We start from the raw sequence: 19,954 nt of genomic DNA on the forward strand, positions 1-19,954 counted from the left end.
GAATTAATTTTTTCAACATAACAATTTCCTTTTTCAGGAGTAAATAACCGTAAGCATAGAATCCAGTTCTATGCTGAAGTAGCCATAGAAATAATCACATACTAATTGAAACCTAGCTAATCGATAGTAATCTATTAACCTTTTACAGCACCCTGGGTTAGGCCAGAGATTATATAACGCTGTAAAATTAGGAACAAAATAACCATCGGAATTGTCAAAATCAAAACTGCTGCAGCCAATGTTGGCCAGTTATATCCATAAACACCCTGGAACACCACCAGCCCTCTTGTGATTGGGTAATAGTTTTTATTTGTAAGATAAATCGTTGGCTGGATCAGTTCATTCCATATACCAATTGCATGCAAAACAATCACTGTCGCAATAGCAGGTCTAATCAATGGAAGAATTACCTTCACGACAAAGCGGAAATATCCGCATCCGTCCATTGCCGCTGCTTCATCAAGTTCTCTTGGTATGGTTTTAATGTAGTTCACAAGAATAACAATCCCGATCGGATTGACGAGGAACAACAAAATATAACCTATCCGAGTATTGTATAATCCCAGCCTTAAGATCAATTGAAATTGAGGGATCATAGCGGAAGGCAGGAACAGGGCGATCACAAACAAACTCAGCAGGAATTTTGAACCTTTTACATAACCGCGAGCTAAGGGAAAGGCGACAAAAATCGCACTGAGCACAAATATGGTCGTCGCAACACCGGTATAGATTACTGAATTGGTAATATACTTCGGGAAGTTCGCCTTTTCCCAAGCGTCAATAAAATTCTGAAACACTGGTTCCTTTACAGGAATTGTAGGATCAACCATGAACTGGGGCAGTGTGTTAAATGCCGTATTGACAAGCATTAGAATAGGTCCAATATAAACTAATGCAAATGCAATCAGAATAATGTATGAGAGCACTCTTCCCCATTTGATTCGCCTCGAAAAACGCTGTTTAGGTTCGGAAAGGACAGACACTCGATTGTTATTCATTAGATTTCACCTCCTAAGATTCGTTTTTCACGCCGATTCAGGAAGTATTGCGTTCCCAAACCAATAATCAAAACCAGGATGAACAGAACAATGGAGGCTGCAGCTGCGAACCCTTGCCGGAACCCTAAAGTCATGCTTCCTGAAGACTGACCGAAACCTTGGGCGAAAACCAAGTATCCCAAAACCTGGGTACCATTTCGATAACCCAATAACAAAAAGAACAATTGCCAGGCCTGTAACGACCCGATAATATTTAATAATAGATTGGTATTAATACTTGGAGTCAACAAAGGCCAAATTACATTTCGAAAAACTTGCCAGGGATTTGCACCATCCATTTTTGCAGCTTCCAACAATTCACTGGGAATCGTTTGTAAACCTGAAAGGAAGATAACCATCGTTATCCCCATATTTGCCCAGATCTGAACAAACACAACCCACATGAAAGCCTGATTTGGCAAGCCACCTAATAACTCAGATTGCATACCAAACAAACCCAGGATTTTTGTCATTGGCCCGCCCATTGGGTAGAGGAATAATTTCCAAATCAAACCCTGAATGGTTACACCCAAGATCACTGGATAAAAGAACAGCGTTCTAAAGAATTTTGTTCCTTTTAGATTCTGATTTAGCAGCAGGGCAATGAACAGTCCAACGGTAAATTGGATTGTTGAGACTAAGAAACTGAACTTGAGAGTCCTAAGAAGTGCACTCAAGTTATCTCGGGATGCGGTCCCTAAAAACAGGAATTCTCTGTAATTTTCAAAACCGATCCAATTTACAGGTATACCCACAATCCCTGTTGCATCTGTGAAAGACCAGTAGCTTGTTGCAATTGAAGGCCCAAGAGAAACTGCAAAATAGAAAAACATTCCTGGAATCAACAGCATCACAGGGATCCAAACGGCTTTTCCTCTCCCGAAAACGTATTTCATTGTTCTGAACCTCCAAGAATAACTTTTCGGCTTCCCGCCAAATGGCGGGAAGCCGATTTTTACAATTAGTCGTTATTTCCCTACAGCATCCAGCCCAGCCTGCAGATCTGCTTGTGCTTGATCAGCTAAGGCCTGCGGATCGTCCCACTCGTTGAATGGTTGGAAATAGGACGCCCAAGGATTTGCCCATTGACCGGTACCGGTTGGAGCAATCCAAATCTGTTCATAACCAATTCGGAAATTATCAGCATATTTAGCAATTTCCTCACCAATCCGGCTATCGAGAGTCACGCCCACCTGAGTAGGAATGAATTCAACCGTATCAATGAATTCCTGATAATTTTCCGGATCCGACAACATGGCCAGGTATGCTAAAGCTTCTTCCGAATTTTCAGAATTCGCTGCAGCAGCCCATCCCATATCATATTTGCCGAACCAATACTGATTATCCTCTGGGTTATCGCTGCCAGGGAATGGGAAGTAACCCCAATCCATCTCAGGATCAACAGCCTGGATCATTGCGGCATTCCAGGTGCCCATCGGCAACATTGCAACTGCACCTGAAGCAAAACGTCCAGGAGCGCCGTCATGAGAAAGTCCACTGGCGCCGGTTTCCAGGAAGTCGCGGGCGTAAACTTGCATCTTGGACCACATTTCAAGAGCCTTGGCATCATTCCACTTAATTGTGCCATCCCATAGACCTTCAACCAGTGCATATTGATCTGGGAAAATGGAACCAATCAAACCATAGGCACCCACAAAAATGGGCCATCCATCTGCGCCACCAGATGTCATGCAGGGGATATCGGCAGCAGCAAATGTATCGCAGGCGGTAACCAGTTCATCCCAGGTCGTTGGGACTTCCACGCCATATTCAGCAAAGAGCGCTTTGTTATAGAAGACACCACTGTAAATCGTGGTGCCAACGGGAATCTGGTATACTTTACCGTCGAAGGAACCGGTATCAATTGCCGCTTGTTGGTAACTATCAAGGAACGGCTGTCCTGTCAGGTCCATCAATAAACCAGCCTCAATTAAGGTCTGCCAGTTTGGAGGAACGACATCAACCATGTAAGGTTGGGAAGCATTCGCGAATCCAGCCATATCAATGACGTCAATATCATTGGCAGTTAACCGAGTCTGCGTAACTGTTGCCAGGTCATTGGCATTAACAACAGACATATCAACGGTAACATAAGGGTAGGCTTCTTCAAACTTTGCGTTGAACGCTTCCATGTATTCAACCAGAGGTGGGTGCTGGTGGATGAGGACACTGAGAGTAACCGGTTCCTTCTCTTCAACTACAGTTTCCCCACCACCTGTCGTTTCCTGACCAGTCGTGTCGCTGACAGTCTGAGGTGTTTGAGCACCACCAGCACAAGCAGCAAGCACCATGCTTAAGGCCAGGACTAATACTAAGGCAAAATAAATCTTTTTCATTCTTATTCTCCTATATCGAATTTAGAAGTCCGTTCTGAACAATTTGTCCAAAAACGTTATTGAATATAACTATTTGTGTAACCACCTCCTTTCGTGGTTTCTACTTTGTTGCACCACAAGATTCCCGAATAATCAATTCAGTAGAAAAGATTTTGTTCTGGTGATTTGATTTATTATTAATCAAATCCAGCAAAGCATTGACAGCCGCTCTACCCATCTTCTGACTAGGCTGCCTTACAGTAGTAAGGGGAATTGGACTGGAAATGGCGTTTGGAATATCGTCAAAACCCACAATTGCAATATCATCCGGCACATTGATCTTCATCTCGCGCATAGCCCTTAGGGTGCCCAGAGCCATCGTGTCATTTGAGACGAATATGGCATCAGGATGATGTTTTATTAACTCCAGCCCCCCTTCATAACCACTCACCTCTGAAAAATCACCCTCAATTACCAATTCAGAATCAACCGAAAGTCCATTATCTTCAAGGGCTTGCTTGTAACCCTGAAAACGATCATAACCAGCTATCAAATTCTGGGGCCCCGAAATCGTGGCAATTTTTTTATTCCCCAAAGAGATCAAATGTTTGGTGGCATCATAGCCACCTGTATAATTGTCAACATCAACGTGAACAATATCAAGAGTAGGGTGTCGACCAATCAAAACAAACGGCATCTTACTTAAATGGAGTGCTTTTATAATTGGATCGTTGATTGACATTGATGAAACGATTACACCATCCAGTAGCCCACTGTGCAATATTCTGGTGATCATCTGGCGTTCATATTCCGGCTCTGCCAACCACAGCATCACACTATACCCCTTTGAATTGCACGCCATTGAAATACCATTCACAACTTGTGGAAACCATGGATCAGAAAAGATAGCAGCAATGCCAGCAGGTATCACCAATCCAATAACGTTCGTTCGACCTGCTGCCAGAGAACGTGCTGCCAGATTTGGTTGGAAATTGACACTCTCAATTACATCTAATACTCTCTGGCGCGTTTCTTCCCGGACATTCGATTCACCATTTATGACCCGGGAAACAGTAGCACGGGATACGTTACTTAGTTTTGCGATTTCTTCAAGGGTGATTGCCATCTTTTCCTCTATGAGAGCGCTCTCAGGAATAATAAAAAAAATATCCGAAACAATTTATTTATGAGAGCGCTCTCATAACCTATTGTAAACTATTTATTAATGATTTGTCAATAGGCGATTAATCTAGGATCTACATATTTTTGGTTCTCGGTTAATTACACCAGCGATTTATTCCGACTATCAACATAATTCCGTTGTTTAGCTTATTTCATTAAAATAATAGACGTGGAATTGATACCTATCAGAAAACAGATCCCACCAAATTACCACGGATACCCTTTAGCCCCTTGAAGGCCTTTTAGGTTTGAAATCTCGCCGCAGTGCACATTAATATGCCAAACAATTTATGTGCCATATCACGGACGGATCGAGAATACTGCACACTCCAAACTGAACCAACAACTATTACGGATAACGATGGGTTCTTTTGCATCACCGAAGTGCCGGCTGGAGAATATTTTCTTATGTATGGTTTCCCAGAAGAATTATCCACTAACCCTAATGATTGGGAAAATGTTCGAGTAGGTCCCCTTTCTGTTTTTCTGAATGATAAAGGGGAAGGCGATTGTGGTATCGATCAGATTTTTTGGTCAGATGGTTTTCATTCGGCTGGCGAAATGTGGTCATGCGACACCCACCAGAAACTTGCCAATGGTTTTATCGTATCAAATACTTATGGGATATCAGTTATGGTTGAGGATTCAAAAATCGCTCCCTACGTATCAGTTGTTCCTGATGAGAAAATAGAAATTAATTGGATCGTTCAAAATAGATAAGGTTAGAAATTAAGGAATCTACCTAACATATCCTTCTCCGGATACAGTATCACTTCTTCACCGCCAGTCACAATCATATCCGAGGGTGTCTTTAGTACGCGTAATTCTCCTATGCAAGAACTGTTCAGATCAAACAAATATGAGCATATAACCAGTCCCAGGCGGGAATAGACTTTCATTGGTATCACGCCAATCATCCAAAGTTAACCTTTTCATCACTACTTCAAATCTAGAAATTCAATGTATCCTTAAAGGAGTTGGATTTACACATACAAAGGAGTGAAAATGAAGAAGGTTCTTGGAATCTGCCTATTCTGCCTTATTCTGGTTGGTTGCACATCTAGTCAACCTACTCCTGATGTCAACCTCACCCCCACCGACCCAATAACCATTTCTCCCAGCCCGGAACCAACCACCGCGCCCACTGAACTTCCGCCAACATCTACCCAAGGGATCCTCCCCAACCAGGCCCCCTATTACTATGTTGACTATGTCCTGCCCGGCGCTGACCCCCAGCCTTTTGGCGCTGAATTCTTCAGCGGTTCCTTCCATTCCGCACCGGTCTTTTCACCCGATATGCAAACCATGTGGTGGGCCGGCTCCTATGGTTCCGCCACAATCTATACCAGTCATTTTGAGGATGAGACCTGGTCAGAACCTGTCACTGTACAATTCTCGGACACACTCCACCAATACCGAGATCCCTTTATCTCACCGGATGGGCAGCTTTTCTTCTTCATCTCCCCCGACCCAATTCCCGGCCTCTCAGGCACTGGGAAAGAGAATATCTGGATGATGGTAAAAGACGGTGACGGCTGGAGCGAACCGCAGCCCCTGCCGCAATCGATCAACGCCCTCTCCTTACACTGGACCATCTCAGTCGACGAAGCATACACGCTTTATTTCTCTGCAGGTGAGCAGGGCAACATGGATATCTACGTTTCCCGATACATTGATGGCACTTATGCGGACCCGGTACCCCTGGATCCGACGGTCAACAGTGAAGCGATGGAGATCACGCCCAACATCGCCCCCGATGGCAGCTATCTGATCTATTCACGCTACACCAGCCAGGATGAAAACGCATTGATGTATATTTCCTACGCTACTGATACAGGCTGGACCGAACCTGTCCAGGTCAATAACGTCCCCTACTGCATCAGCCCGATAGTAACGCCCGATGGCGCGTTTGTGATCTATCTCAGCAGCCCATCATCTTTCGGTTGGCGAGATACGTCCTTTATTGAAGAACTCCGGCCTTAACCACACTATACGAAGGTAATCCCTAACTCTCTAACCCCTCACGCATCTGATTAAGCGCCGCCATAAAATCAGTTTTTGATTCGGTTTCAGAAGCTATTGAGACGATCGCATCACTTTCCAAATCGTTTCTCAATAATTGGGCGTGCGTTTCAGCAATCATCTGGAGTAGAGACCGATCAGCAGTGTCCAGGTAATTTGGGCCTGCCACCCTCTCGTCATAAACCCACTGGCGAATTTTCACTTGCCCCTCTTCATCCCCAAAAATCAACACAGGCCAGAACGCATCCTTCCACCACATATCAAACTTCGCGAAGCCGGTCAGCCCGGTTGGTTGTACGGTCTCATGTAAGTGCCGCGCCCAGAGCTCTACCAGCCCGTTCGCCAGTCCCTGCCCCGAGAGCTCAATCTGCCGGGGGCTGCCCAGTTCAAACCGGTCCTGATACCAAAGATCCCAATTTTCTTGACTAATGGTCTGGTTCTCCTCAGAATTCAACCTATTACCACACATATCCGTCTGAACCTTGGTGCTAATAATGGTCTTATCTGGTTCAGAATTTCTATTAATTATTCTTTCTCTGAGCCAAACGCAAAGGCTATTTCAACCGCGTTCTCCTGTGCCTTGCGAGTATCCGCCTCGGTCAGTCCGGCTTTGGGCGCTGCAACCTCAAATTCTTCCCGCAGCGTCACAGGGCTGATCCCGGGGTCATCAGTGTTCAACGTCGCCAGCAGGTCCAAATCCAACCATCCTTTGAGGGGATGGGCTGCATAAGATGGCACGCTGCTGGTATCGACATTACTGGTCAGGTTCGCCTCAATCCCAATCCGCTTCTCCAGCATCATCTCCACCAGTTCAGGGTCCTCCCCAATCGTCAGGGCATGACCGATCCGTGACGCGCCCAAATCTTCAATCGCTTGCCATACGGATTGCGGCCCAGCGGATTCACCCGCATGGACAGTGATACCCCATCCCGCATCGCGGGCCATTTGGAAATGCTCGATAAACATCTCCGCCGGGAAGCGCACCTCATCCCCCGCCAGGTCCAACCCCACGATGTGATCCTTTTGAGTCAGCAGCGCTTCCAGTTCCTTCATCCCAGTCTCAGGTCCATAGGTCCGGCTGATGATGCCGAGGAGAACCACCTTGGTTTGGGGCGTCTCAACATTCCCCTGCCGCACGCCTTCTACCACCGCCTCCACCACACCGGCCGGGTCAAGCTGGTGCGGTTCCGCCATGAACCAGGGGCTGAAGCGCAGTTCGATGTAATCCAATCCCTCAGCCGCCGCATCCAGCACATTTTCATAAGCCACCCGCCGGCAAGCGTCATAATCCGCCAGCACAGAGATCATCCAGTTGAACCGGGTGAAATAGGCCATGATATCCGTTTCAGGTTCACTGACCTGAATATGTGGGCGCAGTTCTTCAAGGGTATCAGCCGGCAGGGGCAGATCATGCTGCCGGGCGAGGTCAAGGATGGTCGCCAGGCGCACATTGCCATCCAAATGTCGGTGCAGGTCAATCAGGGGGAGGTCGTCATGGATCATGGACATGGTGAGGATCCTTTCATTTCAACCGGATAAAATGTTGGAAAAATTATAGTCTAATTTTGAGTATTCATAAATAAAATGGTTTTCAGAAAGGTTATAATTTAACCGGTCACTCAAATAGTAAAGGAGTTTCAATGAGCGCAGTTCACCGCTTTACCGGCAACACTCACCAGGACGAATACGCATGGGATGGGATTGATCCCCTCGCCATCAACACTGAAGAAGTCCATAACGTGATGAAGCATGTCCTTGTTGGACCAAATGACGGCGCACCGAACTTCATCATCCGTTATTTCAATGTCCCTGTTGGCGAAAAGTCCTTTTATGACCAGCACCCCCATGAACACGGTATTGTGATCCTGAACGGTAAGGCCCGGGTACAGATCAATGACGATTTCTATGAACTGGGGCCTCTGGATTCGATCTTCATATCCGGTATGGATATCCACCAACTCGTCAACATCGGCGATGAATCACTGGGATTCATCTGTGTGATCAAGCGCCAGGATTAGACCGGATGCCCTCTTTGCAAACTGAACTACTCTTCGACTCCCGCTGCCGCCTGGGTGAAGGCCCGCTCTGGCACCCCACAGAGCATCGTCTCTACTGGGTTGATATTGAGAATAATAACCTCTATAAATCCAACTTAGCACTAAATGACTATACGAAGGATAGTTTCCCCACGCCCATCGGTGCTTTTGGCTTCGTCAAAGATGATGGACTGATCCTCGCTACCGGTGAAGGATTTGCTACCTGGAATGGCAGCCCCAAGACTTATAAGGCTCTCTGGCATCCATTCTCCGATCAGCCTGACATCCGGATGAACGACGGCAAGGTCGATCCGGCCGGCCGCTTCTGGGCTGGTACGCTCGATCCGGCCCACAGCCAGGCTGCCCTCTACCGGCTTGATCCTGATGGCTCCAGACATACCTTGCTGCGTGAGATCGGTATCTCCAATGGCCTCGGTTGGAGCCCGGACCGCAAGACTATGTACTACACCGATTCACTCCGCTACACGATCTATGCTTTTGACTACGACCTCGCAACAAGTGAGATTCACAACCAGCGGCCCTTCATCCAGCTCCCCAAAGACGACCGGGCCATTGTCCCGGATGGCCTTTGCGTAGATGCAGAAGGTTGTGTCTGGTCAGCCCAATGGAACGGTTGGCGGGTCGTGCGCTATTCACCTGCAGGCGAAGTCCTCCAAACCGTCAGCTTACCCGCTCAACTGGTCACGTCCTGCTGCTTTGGCGGCCCCAATCTGGATCAGCTTTTCATCACCACCGCCTGGACCGACCTTTCCCCTGATGAACATGAAACCCAACCCCTCGCAGGTGGCGTTTTTACCCTGAAAACCACCACCCAGGGTCAGCCAGCCAATTTCTTCACCCATTTGAAATAAAAGGAGTTTGATATGCGTATCGGCGTCCTCACAGCACTTTTTCAAGACCTGACCTTCACAGAGGTCCTCGACAAAGTCAACCCAATGGGGATCACGGCGGTTGAACTCGGTACCGGCGGCTATGCCCCCAGCCCGCATATCAACCTTGACCGGATGCTGGAGGATGAAAGTGAACGGGCTTATTACCAACAGGAGCTGGCGGACCGGGACATGATCATCAGCGCACTGAGCTGCCATGGCAACCCGCTCCATCCCGACCCTCAAGTGGCAAAGAACGCAGATGAGGTGTTCCGCAAGACTGTTCGGGTGGCGGAGATGATGGACATCCCGGTGGTCAACACCTTTTCAGGACTACCAGCAGGCCGCAAAGGTGACAGCGCTCCCAACTGGGTCACCTGCCCCTGGCCGCCACATTTCCTTGAAATCCTCAAATATCAATGGGACGAGGTCGCGATCCCCTATTGGCGAGACGCAGAAACATTTGCCCGTAACCACGGTGTTAAAATTGGTATCGAGATTCACCCCGGCATGCTGATCTACAACGTCGAATCCATGCTGCGGATGCGGGCCGAGACCGGTCCTGCGATGGGTGCAAATTTTGACCCCAGCCATCTCTTCTGGAATGGTGTTGATCCGATTGCCGCAATCCGCAAACTAGGTGATGCCATCCACCACGTCCACGGCAAGGACTGCTACGTGGACAACTATAACATCGCAGTCAATGGCTGCAACGATAACAAACCCTATGACCAGATCGCGGATAGGTCATGGACCTTCCGCACCATCGGTTACGGCCATGACCTAAAATTCTGGAAAGATTTCGTAAGCACATTACAGCTCTTCGGGTACAATTACGTGGTTTCAATTGAGCATGAAGATCCAATGATGTCTGTGGAAGAAGGCCTCTCCAAAGCCCTAACGATCCTCAATGAAGCCATCATCAAAGAAAACCCAGGAGATATGTATTGGGCGTGACCTCGTCGAAACTTAAAGCCGTAATCAGCATGGATTTTGATGACACACTGATTGACAACAACAGTCAACTCCATCATCAAGATATAGAATATCTAAACAACATCCCGGAAGGCATTGTCCCGATTATTGCCACTGGCCGCAGCCTAAATTCGGTCAAGGAAATCCTCCATAACAACAATGTTTTAGTCGAAGAGCCTTTTCCCTTAGGCATTGTGACTTTAAATGGTGCTGTTGGGCAACTTCCGGGCGAAAAAACAATTATCACGCATTACTTGGATCCTGAGTTGCTGAAAGGATTCATCGAACTGACCAAATCGTTCACCGATGGTCTATTCTACTTTTTTCAACCTAACAAAATCCTTATCGTCAATTCGACATCAAATAGCCAAATTTACGAGAGAGCTGACAGGTGCTCAGCGGACGAAGTGCCATCTCAGATCAATAAAGTTATGGTGGTTTTCAATAATTCTGATTCCGTTGAGAAATTACGAGCACAAACTCGTGATTGGCCGGCTGAAATGACCACCTCGATCAGCCGAATATTAGAAGTCACCGGGCTTGGCATCAATAAGGTCAATACGGTCAGGAAATTACTGGAGAAAATGGGATTGGATCATTTACCCCTGTTTTCCGCCGGTGATGGAGAGAACGATCTGGTGATGAAATCTCTGGCAAAGCGGTTTTTTGTGCCGGATACTGCAAGAGAAGCGATAAGAAGCCATGCAGATACGGTGATAAACCGGTCCATGACCGGTATTATCGCCCCTATGGTAGATTACATATACAAATACGAGTGATTTGGATCAATAACTACCCGAAACGGCCGGAGATATAATCTTCGGTCAGTTTCTTTTCCGGGTAGGTGAACACTCTGGCTGTCTCCCCATACTCAACCAGGTATCCCGCTCTGTCCTCATCCATATTGAAAAAAGCAGTGTAATCTGAGGCACGGGCTGCCTGTTGCATGTTATGGGTGACGATAATGATCGTCAGGTCCTGTTTCAGCTCCTGGATCAGATCCTCAATCCTCAAAGTGGAAATCGGGTCTAGCGCCGAGGCGGGCTCATCCATCAACAAAACATCCGGATGCACGGCCAAAGCCCGAGCTATACAGAGCCTTTGCTGCTGACCGCCGGATAGGGCCAGTGCCGATTTATGCAATGTGTCTTTGACCTCATCCCACAACACGGCCTGTCGCAAACTCTTTTCAACAATTTCTTCCAACTGCTGGGTGGACTTCAAGCCATGTGCCCGCGGGCCATAGGCGATGTTATCAAAAATGGTTTTTGGAAACGGGTTCGGCCGCTGGAAGATCATCCCCACCGATTTGCGCAAGTCAACAATGTCAATTGAACGGAGTTGCTGGCCTTCTTTTTGGATATCACCTTTGATGGTGACGTTAGGGATCAAATCATTCATCCGGTTGAAGATCCGCAAGAAAGTCGACTTCCCGCAGCCGGATGGCCCAATGATTGATGTGATCGCGTTCTCATGGATCGCCAGGGACACGTTCTTGATCGCCCTGAAATCATCATAAAAGACTTCCAGATTTTCTACGGTGAACTTATCTTTGATGTTGGTTTCAGTCATGGATCACTTTTTACCTGTCACCCTTGCTGTCAGGCGGCGGGAGACAATATTGATGGCCAGATTTAGTACGATGATGGTGATGATCAAAATGGATGCTGTAGCCATGGCTTTATCAAAAGCACGGGTCTCTGAGGCCAGCATGTAGACATGCAGCGCCATCGAGCGGCCGGAATTCATAACCGACTTAGGCAGGTTGTAGCTCCCACCCAGGGTCACCCAAAAAACAGCCGTCTCAGCGATGATCCGGCCCACACTGAGCACGATCCCGGTCACAATGCCGGGCAGCGCCGATGGCAGCACCACATTGAAGATGGTGTACCACTTGGTTGCGCCAAGTGAAAGGCTGCCTTCCCGATAGGAGCGGGGAACCGTCAAAAGCGCTTCTTCGCTCGTTCGGATGATGGTCGGTAACACCAGGGCCGCACCCGAAAGTGAGGCCGAGAGCAGTGAGAAGCCCAATTTCATATAACTGACAAACATGGCAAAACCAAACAAGCCGAAAATGATTGAAGGCACACCAGCCAGGATTTCGACACCGGTTCGGGCGGCTTTGACTAAAAAGGCGATGATCTTACTTTCACGGGAGGCATCCCCGGCATATTCCACCAGGTAAACCGCCGCACCAACGCCCAAAGGGGTTGCTATGGCAATCGTCAGCACCACCAGATAGAGCGTGGTCACGATTGTGGTGGACATGCCACCCTCACCGGATACGCCGCCAGCCGGTCGTGTGGTCAAAAATTCCAGATTGATGATCGGCAGCCCTTGCATGAGAACGTAACCGATGATCCAGAAAACAGCCGCCACAGCTAATAATCCGCAAAGCCATACGACAACATAGCCTATCTTTTGGTAGACATTCTGCCGTTTTAGATTCCGTTTGTTTTTTGATATGCTGACAATCGATTCAACATCGGTGGTCATATCAGGACTCCTGTCTGGAACGCAGCATGAAACGAGCCGTGCTGTTGACCAGCATAATCATGATGAAGAGAAGCACGCCTGTGAAGAACAGCGCAGAGCGGTGAGCCCCGGCAGCGTAGTTGATCTCCACGGCGATATTTCCGGTCAGGGTCCGGGCTGTATTGAGGAAGAGGGTCAGGGGATTATCATTCAGCGGGGACGGCATGGCAATTGAGTTGCCAATCACCATGATCATCGCCATCGTCTCACCCAGGGCACGGCCAATACCGAGAATGACTGCAGCGATAATCCCTGAACGCGCCGCGGGCAGGATGACTTTCACAATAGTCTGCCAGTGAGTGCCGCCCAGGGCTAACGAGCCTTCTTTGTATTCACGGGGGACGGCTCGGATTGCGTCCTCTGCGATATTTGTCACAGTTGGAATAATCATCACAGCCAGGATGATGGAAGCGTTCAAAAGGCCAAACCCGGTATTGCGAGTCACGTCAATATTACGGATCAATGGGGCCAGAACGACCATCCCAAACAAGCCATAGACCACCGATGGGATCCCAGCCAGCAATTCTATGGCTGGGCGGACGGTCTCCCGAACCACCTTGGGAGCCACCTCGGCCAACAGAACCGCCGTACCGATGGATAAGGGCACACCGATCACGACCGAGCCAAGAGTACTCAAAATCGAGCCCAGGATCATTGGCAGGAGGCCAAATTGAGCGGTGTCATTACCAATAATCGAGCCTGGCCGCCAAATCGTGCCGGTAAGCATCGTTCCGATGCCGATCTCCTCAATCGAACCCCAGGCTTCCGTCATGGTGAAAATGAATATCAAGGCCACAATGATGATGCAGCTCAGTGCCGTTCCCAACAGGATGTACCGGACTGCCTGGTCCACGAAATCCCGTTGTTTGGGACTTTCATCGAAGTACTGCCCCATTTTCATCAGCCCATAGATCAAACCTGCAGGAACAATGGCGTATAAAAGGAACCAAAACAGTCCTTTTCCAATGACTTTCAGAATGGATGGGATGGGAACTACTGCTTCACCTGCAAACACGCTGGATGAAATGGCAAAGACAATAATGACAAAGTAATAAATGATAAAGATGATCAAACCGGTCAGAACAAAAGTCCTGGCCCAGTTCTTATACCGCCAAATTCCCCAAGCCACCAGCCCCACCAATATGCCGGCAATGATAGCACCAACGGAATAATGGATATGGGTTAGCTCCAGCAGGCTGTCCTCATCTATTGTGATAAAGCCTGGATTGATGAATAAATATACAGCAAAGGCTATCGCTGCAAGAGCGGCAGCGCCAAGGATGATTGCTAAGGTTTTAGTTATGAAACGGACAAAGAACGGTTTTCGAATGATCTTGAATGACTGATTCGCCATCTTTATTTCCTAATAAGTGTAGAAGCTCCCCAATTATAATGGCACTTCCACTAAATCATTTTTAAGTTCTCCGGAGAGGTCTCACGACCTCTCCGGAATTTTAATTCTAAAGTTCTTATTTGACTGTGATGTATTCTTTGGCCACAATTTCCTGACCGGCATCGCTAAGGATGTAGTCCAGGAAAGCTTGAGCTAACTCACCGGGTTCGCCATTGGTGAGCATGTTCAACGGGCGGAAAATGATGTAAGTATTATTCTTGACGTTCGCAACAGTTGGAGCCACACCATCAATCGCTACAACATTCACACTTTCATCGAGGAAACCGAAGGACAGGTAACCAATAGTGTCCGGGGTTGTCGAAACGGTGGTGCGAATCTGACCGTTGGACTGTTGGAGGATCGCATTCTCAGTGATCACAGCTTCGCTGTCATTAGCTTCCATGACCAGCTCTTCAAAAGCTGCCCGAGTCCCGGAGCCTTCTTCACGAGAAACAACAACGATCTCCGCATCTGGGCCGCCAACTTCAGAATAGTTAGTGATTTCGCCCGCGAAGATCGCTTGAACCTGCTCGACCGAGAGTGAAGAAATTTTCAAATCTGGGTTAGTGATAATAGCAATACCATCATAAGCAATGGTGATGACCTGGAGATCTGCGAAGGTTTCGAATTCCGAGTCTTTGACATTGCGGGAAGCCATGCCAATTTCAACGGTGTTTTCACCAGCGGAGGTCACACCAACGCTGGAGCCACCACCCTGCACCTCTATGGTGACATCCGGGTTATCAGCCAAGAAGGCTTCAGCCAGAACTTCAGCCAGAGGCTGAACAGTGGTGGAGCCGGCGAGCTGCAACTGACCTGAAAGACTGCCGGATACGACTGCTGCCTCAGTGGCAGTAGGTTGTTCTGTCTCCACACTGAGGTCTGGGACACAGGCAGAGAGCACCATAGATCCAACCATAAATAGAACGGTTAGAATGAACAAATTACGACGCATTTTTTCTCCTCTATGAGAATGAATTAAGAAATTATCCGACAATACCAATCTTATCAGAATGGATTTAACAGTGCTCAAACCAGCAATTAACGCTTTGTGAATTGTATGTTAATTCCACCTGGAAGGGAATTAGAAAATGTCAAATCCACCTGAATCCTCTTGAATTATTCATACTAATTGGAGTATAATTGTCTTATATTGTGAAGAAAAACACAAATAATTAAAGGATAAATAAATGAAAAAATATGATGCTGTAATCGTTGGCGCAGGCCCCGCAGGACAAACCTGTGCTGTCAGAATTGCGGAATTAGGTGGAAAAGTCGCAGTCGTTGAACGGGATTTCATCGGTGGAATCTGCACCAACTGGGGATGTACGCCCAGTAAAGCCATGATTGAATCAGCGAAGGTCGCCCGTGAAGTGGAAACCAGCGCGAAATATGGCGTGAATATCGATAATTATGAAATCGACTTTCCCCGGGTGGCGGAACGGCGCAATAATGTCATCCTGAACACCCGTGAATCCATTACCGAACTCCTGAAGCACCACAAAGCGGATATTTATCAGGGCGAGGCGGAAGTCCTCTCACCCAACAAGGTCAAAGTCCGCTTTGGCAAGTTGAATAACGACACCTTTGAGATGAATTTCTCCGGTGCCGAAGAAACCCTGGCAACCGATAACGTTGTCCTGGCAACCGGCTCCAAACCCCTTATCCCTGGCTTCATAGATGAAAGCGATCCCACTATTGTCAGCAGTCATGCGCTGATCACCATTTCAGAGCTGCCTGAGACTTTGACGATCGTGGGCGGCGGTGTGATCGGGATGGAATTCGCAACCATATTCTCCAACCTTGGCAGCCGGGTCACCGTGGTGGAACTTCTCCCCCGCGTGCTGGCTATGATGGATGAGGACATTTCCTCTGAGATCACCCGAATCATGGAAGGTAACGGCGTCCGCATCCTGACCAATCACAAGGTAACCGGTTTGGCGGATGGCGTTTTGAAAGCTACCAATCAGGATACCGGTGAAGCAGTTGAAATCCGTTCCGAGATGAACCTGATCTCCATCGGCCGGACAGCCGTGCTGCAGGAATCCCTCTACGATCACCTGGGTCTGGCCTATAGCCGTAAAGGTGTTGAGGTGGATGACACCCTCGCCACCTCCGTCCCCGGCGTTTGGGCCGTTGGCGATGCCACCGGCAAGTCCATTCTGGCGCACTGCGGCATCCAGCAAGGGATCATCTGCGCCGAGAACCTCATGCGCAAGAGCGGCAGCCCTCGGCTGATGGATTACAGCGTAGTGCCCGCCATCGTCTACAGCCTGCCTGAAATCTTCATGATCGGTACAGTCCCCAGTGATCTGAGCGATGTTCAGGTCGTCAAGGTGCCATTCAGCGCTAACCTGCGGGCCAACATCGAAGAACATACCGACGGCTTCATCAAGCTTTGGATGCGGGATAACCGGCTCATTGCCGCCCAGGCTATCGGCTTCATGGTCTCGGAGATCGGTCAGGAACTGGCGAACATGATTGCGCTTGGCACGGACGTGACCGAGGTCAGCAAGATCATCCACGCCCACCCCACCTATGCTGAGATCATCCGCTCCGCTTTGGATTATAGTGAGAACAAAGCTGTCGATTTCTTCCTCTAACCATTTCAGAAATTCAAAAAACGAGGATCCTTGAGATCCTCGTTTTCTATATAAGATTTGATTGCTTCCTACTACTCCTGCCACTCCGTATGAAACACGCCTTCCCGATCCACCCTGCGGTAAGTATGTGCCCCAAAGTAATCACGCTGGGCCTGGGTCAGGTTGGCCGGCAGCCTTGCGGAGCGGAAAGCATCAAAATAGGCCAGCGCTGCGCTCATCGCGTAGACCGGGATGCCCAGGCTGACAGCGGTCGAAATTACATGCCGCATCGCGCCCTGGCGCACCACCACCAGCTCACGGAAATGGTCATCCAGCAGTAAATTGGTCAGGTTCGGGTCACGCTCAAAGGCGCTCATGATATCATCCAGCATATCCGCCCGGATGATGCAGCCCGCCCGCCAGATCGCAGCAATGGTCTTTAAATTCAGCCCATAACGGTAATCCTCAGAGGCCAGCTGTAACAATCGGAAGCCCTGAGCATATGAAAGAATCTTGCTGGCATACAACGCTTCCTTGACCGCATTCACCAGTTGGTCACGGTCACCTTTGAAGGTTGGTTCCGGGCCGGTGATCCATTCGCTGGCTTCCACCCGTTCTTCCTTCATCCCGGAGATGATCCGGCTGGTCACCGCCGCGTTGATCGTATGGATCGGCACCCCAAGGTCCAGTGCGTTCTGACTGGTCCAGCGGCCGGTACCTTTCTGCTGAGCTTCATCCAGGATCACATCCACCAGCGGCAGCCCGGTTTCCGAGTCGATCCGCTTGAGGATTTCGCTGGTGATCTCAATCAGATAAGATGACAGCGCGCCCTGATTCCATTCAGTGAACAGGTCACCAATCTCCAGTGCGCTCAGGCTGGCACCTCGCCGCAGCAGGTCATAGGCTTCAGCGATCAATTGCATGTCGCCATATTCAATCCCGTTATGCACCATCTTGACGTAATGCCCCGCGCCTTTAGGCCCAAGATAGGCTACGCAGGGAGCGCCGTCGGGTGCTTTGGCTGCTGCCGCCTCAAAAATCGGTTGAACAACTTCCCAGGCTGCCAGATCGCCACCGGGCATGATGCTGGGGCCATTAAGCGCCCCTTCTTCACCACCAGAAACACCGGTGCCGAGGAATAGCAGTCCCTCAGCGTTCAGTTCGCGGGTCCTGCGGGCGGTATCTTCAAAGTAGGAGTTGCCGCCATCAATCAAAATGTCGCCGGGCTCAAGATAAGGCTTAAGATCCGAAATCACGGCATCCACTGCCGGGCCTGCCTTGACCATCAGCATGATCCGGCGCGGGTTTTCGAGCTTCTCCATCAATTCTGCGTAAGTGTAGGTGCCAATAATCCCAGAGTCCTTTGCCGGGCCTTCCAGAAATTCTATGGTCTTAGTTTCCGTGCGATTGAACACAGCCACCGGGAACCCCCGGCGCTGAATATTCAAAGCCAGGTTACTGCCCATCACACCCATGCCGACAACGCCAAATTTAGCTTTTTCCATTTTTTCGAACTCCATTATGGACTTTTTGTTTTTTATTGTACTCTATAGGGGTACCCCCTGGCATCTCTCACAAACAAAACTTCTTCATCCCCGGTCAGGATAACCCCCTGGCCTTGGCCCTTTCCGCCAGCCAGGATTGTTCTGACTCAGGCACCACTGGCAGTTCATTCGGTTCTCGGAGGGTCAGAGAAATTGCCTCTTCAGGGCAGTGATGGGCACATACCCCACATCCCACACACTTTACCGCATTCACCTCAGAATACTCATTAACCGAGATGGCTGAGAACTGGCAATAATCTTCACAGATGCCGCAACCCGTGCAGAGATCCTGATCAATCACCGCATAATACGCTGACCGGGCAACGACATTGGCGATATTGGCCTCTGAAATCCCGCGCAGCAGTGAACAACCGCAAGTGCAGCAGTTGCAGACATAAGACAGGTCTTCTTTATTGTTGGAAATCGTGTGGACCAGTCCGGCCTCAGCCGCTTCTTCGAGGACAGCCAAAGCACCTTCCATATCCAACGCCTCCAACTTGGGCGCATTATCAAACGCACCGGGTGTATCACTGAGCGCCAGGCAGACCTTGATGGGATGTCCACAAGCTTTTCCCAACATACTCTGTTCTGTCCGGCAAACGCAATCCAGAACCGCCCAGGCCTTTTTGTTGGTAATCAATTTGACGATATCATCCTCCGGGAGGATTTCCACATCAGACTTGATCTGAACATTCACAGGGATGACCCGATGAAATTGCGGTGTAACCGAGAGCAGGGAAGAAAAAGCCTCTTTGTAATAGGCTTCATAGATATCTGCGAAACGCTTATCCATTCGGTAGACCTGGTTCTCAAAGAAACCCACGACGAATGGCAGTAAACCAACTTCAATCCCGTTATCACCTCGTCTGATTTTAATCAGACCCTTATTCCCCATTGTCTTCAGCAATAGTCGGCTGTCACTGGTGGAAACACCGGCTTGTTCGGCAACCTCACTCAATGGCTGCGGTTCCAGCGATAAGTGACAGGCGAATGCCGCTTCCTCCGGGGTGAACAATAAAGCCAGAAGCTCCAATTCTTTGCCGCTTTGGGTTGGTGGGAATCCCTGGGGGAATGAATCCAGTTTCGCAGCTAATTGTTGATATACAGTGTCGCCATCCATCGGTACCTCCATTACATACATGACTTGATTATAAAATAGAACCCCTGTCCATTGACAAGGGTTCTAATATCATTTCTCAACCGATGTTCAAACCTTGACGACTGAGTTTTCCGTTCCCAGGTCATTTGGGACATAGAAATCCGCCTCCCAGTCATTTTCCCAGCGTTCGCCGTCAAGGCAATAACGATATTGATTCGCCTTGCCGGTATCCAGGGTGAGCGCTGTGTAGAAGGTGCCTTCCTTTTTCTTCTGCATGGGATTGGCTTTGCAGTCTCAATCGTAAAAAATTACGGACCAGAAAGGCTGTCGCCGCATCAATCTCA

At 48.8% G+C, this 19,954-nt stretch carries 20 protein-coding genes; 7 read left to right on the forward strand and 13 right to left on the reverse strand.

The features are described 5' to 3' along the window. Positions 1-134: 134 nt before the first annotated feature. The 4 genes from JR338_04555 to JR338_04570 all read right to left on the reverse strand — a co-directional run bounded on the left by JR338_04555 (position 135) and on the right by JR338_04570 (position 4,478). Positions 135-998, reverse strand: coding sequence for a carbohydrate ABC transporter permease (locus tag JR338_04555; GenBank protein QRN84024.1), 864 nt, complete (start codon positions 996-998; stop codon positions 135-137). Next, complete coding sequence (locus tag JR338_04560) at positions 998-1,933, reverse strand: sugar ABC transporter permease (protein ID QRN84025.1); 936 nt, start codon at positions 1,931-1,933, stop codon at positions 998-1,000. The genes JR338_04555 and JR338_04560 overlap by 1 nt, the downstream gene beginning before the upstream one ends. A 72-nt stretch (positions 1,934-2,005) precedes the next feature. Continuing rightward, positions 2,006-3,373 carry an extracellular solute-binding protein gene (locus JR338_04565; GenBank protein QRN84026.1) on the reverse strand — a complete coding sequence of 456 codons (1,368 nt, stop codon included), beginning with the start codon at positions 3,371-3,373 and terminating at the stop codon, positions 2,006-2,008. Positions 3,374-3,473: 100 nt separating this feature from the next. Continuing rightward, complete coding sequence (locus JR338_04570; protein ID QRN84027.1) at positions 3,474-4,478, reverse strand: LacI family DNA-binding transcriptional regulator; 1,005 nt, start codon at positions 4,476-4,478, stop codon at positions 3,474-3,476. A 332-nt stretch (positions 4,479-4,810) separates the two neighbouring features. On the opposite strand from JR338_04570, the gene JR338_04575 reads away from it, so the two are divergent. Next, positions 4,811-5,254 (forward strand): hypothetical protein, encoded by a 444-nt coding sequence (locus JR338_04575; GenBank protein QRN84028.1) that lies wholly within the window; start codon positions 4,811-4,813, stop codon positions 5,252-5,254. A gap of 285 nt (positions 5,255-5,539) precedes the next feature. Then, on the forward strand, positions 5,540-6,517 hold the full coding sequence (locus JR338_04580) for a PD40 domain-containing protein (GenBank protein QRN84029.1): 978 nt from the start codon (positions 5,540-5,542) through the stop codon (positions 6,515-6,517). A gap of 22 nt (positions 6,518-6,539) precedes the next feature. On the opposite strand, the gene JR338_04585 is transcribed toward JR338_04580, so the two are convergent. Together JR338_04585 and add are read right to left on the reverse strand one after the other, a co-directional pair. Then, complete coding sequence (locus JR338_04585) at positions 6,540-7,010, reverse strand: hypothetical protein (protein QRN84030.1); 471 nt, start codon at positions 7,008-7,010, stop codon at positions 6,540-6,542. A gap of 71 nt (positions 7,011-7,081) precedes the next feature. Further along, positions 7,082-8,059 carry an adenosine deaminase gene (gene add / locus JR338_04590; protein QRN84357.1) on the reverse strand — a complete coding sequence of 326 codons (978 nt, stop codon included), beginning with the start codon at positions 8,057-8,059 and terminating at the stop codon, positions 7,082-7,084. A gap of 137 nt (positions 8,060-8,196) precedes the next feature. On the opposite strand from add, the gene JR338_04595 reads away from it, so the two are divergent. From JR338_04595 to JR338_04610, 4 genes are read left to right on the forward strand one after another with little or no spacing between them, the layout of a single operon-like run. Next, entirely contained in the window at positions 8,197-8,574 is a 378-nt protein-coding gene (locus JR338_04595) for a cupin domain-containing protein (protein QRN84031.1), read from the forward strand. A gap of 5 nt (positions 8,575-8,579) precedes the next feature. Then, on the forward strand, positions 8,580-9,464 hold the full coding sequence (locus JR338_04600; GenBank protein ID QRN84032.1) for an SMP-30/gluconolactonase/LRE family protein: 885 nt from the start codon (positions 8,580-8,582) through the stop codon (positions 9,462-9,464). A gap of 12 nt (positions 9,465-9,476) precedes the next feature. Further along, positions 9,477-10,439: a sugar phosphate isomerase/epimerase gene (locus JR338_04605; GenBank protein QRN84033.1), complete on the forward strand. Its 963-nt coding sequence runs from the start codon at positions 9,477-9,479 to the stop codon at positions 10,437-10,439. Further along, a complete protein-coding gene (locus tag JR338_04610) occupies positions 10,430-11,236 on the forward strand; it encodes an HAD-IIB family hydrolase (GenBank protein QRN84034.1) in 807 nt (268 codons plus the stop codon). Before JR338_04605 ends, JR338_04610 begins: the two co-directional genes overlap by 10 nt. Before the next feature lie 13 nt (positions 11,237-11,249). Here the strand turns inward: JR338_04610 and pstB are convergent, their stop codons facing one another. The 4 genes from pstB to JR338_04630 form a co-directional block, all read right to left on the reverse strand. Then, a complete protein-coding gene (pstB, locus tag JR338_04615) occupies positions 11,250-12,029 on the reverse strand; it encodes a phosphate ABC transporter ATP-binding protein (protein ID QRN84035.1) in 780 nt (259 codons plus the stop codon). A 3-nt stretch (positions 12,030-12,032) separates the two neighbouring features. Continuing rightward, entirely contained in the window at positions 12,033-12,953 is a 921-nt protein-coding gene (gene pstA, locus JR338_04620) for a phosphate ABC transporter permease PstA (protein QRN84036.1), read from the reverse strand. Position 12,954: 1 nt separating this feature from the next. Continuing rightward, a complete protein-coding gene (gene pstC / locus JR338_04625; GenBank protein QRN84358.1) occupies positions 12,955-13,887 on the reverse strand; it encodes a phosphate ABC transporter permease subunit PstC in 933 nt (310 codons plus the stop codon). A 574-nt stretch (positions 13,888-14,461) separates the two neighbouring features. Continuing rightward, positions 14,462-15,340: a phosphate ABC transporter substrate-binding protein gene (locus JR338_04630; protein QRN84037.1), complete on the reverse strand. Its 879-nt coding sequence runs from the start codon at positions 15,338-15,340 to the stop codon at positions 14,462-14,464. 235 nt (positions 15,341-15,575) lie between these two features. On the opposite strand from JR338_04630, the gene JR338_04635 reads away from it, so the two are divergent. After that, entirely contained in the window at positions 15,576-16,988 is a 1,413-nt protein-coding gene (locus tag JR338_04635; GenBank protein QRN84038.1) for an FAD-dependent oxidoreductase, read from the forward strand. A 71-nt stretch (positions 16,989-17,059) separates the two neighbouring features. Here JR338_04635 and gndA read toward each other — a convergent pair whose 3' ends face one another. The 3 genes from gndA to JR338_04650 all read right to left on the reverse strand — a co-directional run bounded on the left by gndA (position 17,060) and on the right by JR338_04650 (position 19,886). Continuing rightward, positions 17,060-18,472: an NADP-dependent phosphogluconate dehydrogenase gene (gndA, locus tag JR338_04640; protein QRN84039.1), complete on the reverse strand. Its 1,413-nt coding sequence runs from the start codon at positions 18,470-18,472 to the stop codon at positions 17,060-17,062. A 94-nt stretch (positions 18,473-18,566) separates the two neighbouring features. After that, positions 18,567-19,652 carry a 4Fe-4S binding protein gene (locus JR338_04645; protein ID QRN84040.1) on the reverse strand — a complete coding sequence of 362 codons (1,086 nt, stop codon included), beginning with the start codon at positions 19,650-19,652 and terminating at the stop codon, positions 18,567-18,569. Between the two features lie 66 nt (positions 19,653-19,718). Then, complete coding sequence (locus tag JR338_04650; GenBank protein QRN84041.1) at positions 19,719-19,886, reverse strand: isoamylase early set domain-containing protein; 168 nt, start codon at positions 19,884-19,886, stop codon at positions 19,719-19,721. Positions 19,887-19,954: the final 68 nt, after the last annotated feature.

This window comes from Chloroflexota bacterium, from assembly GCA_016887485.1.
Classification (GTDB): Bacteria; Chloroflexota; Anaerolineae; order Anaerolineales; family Anaerolineaceae; genus Brevifilum.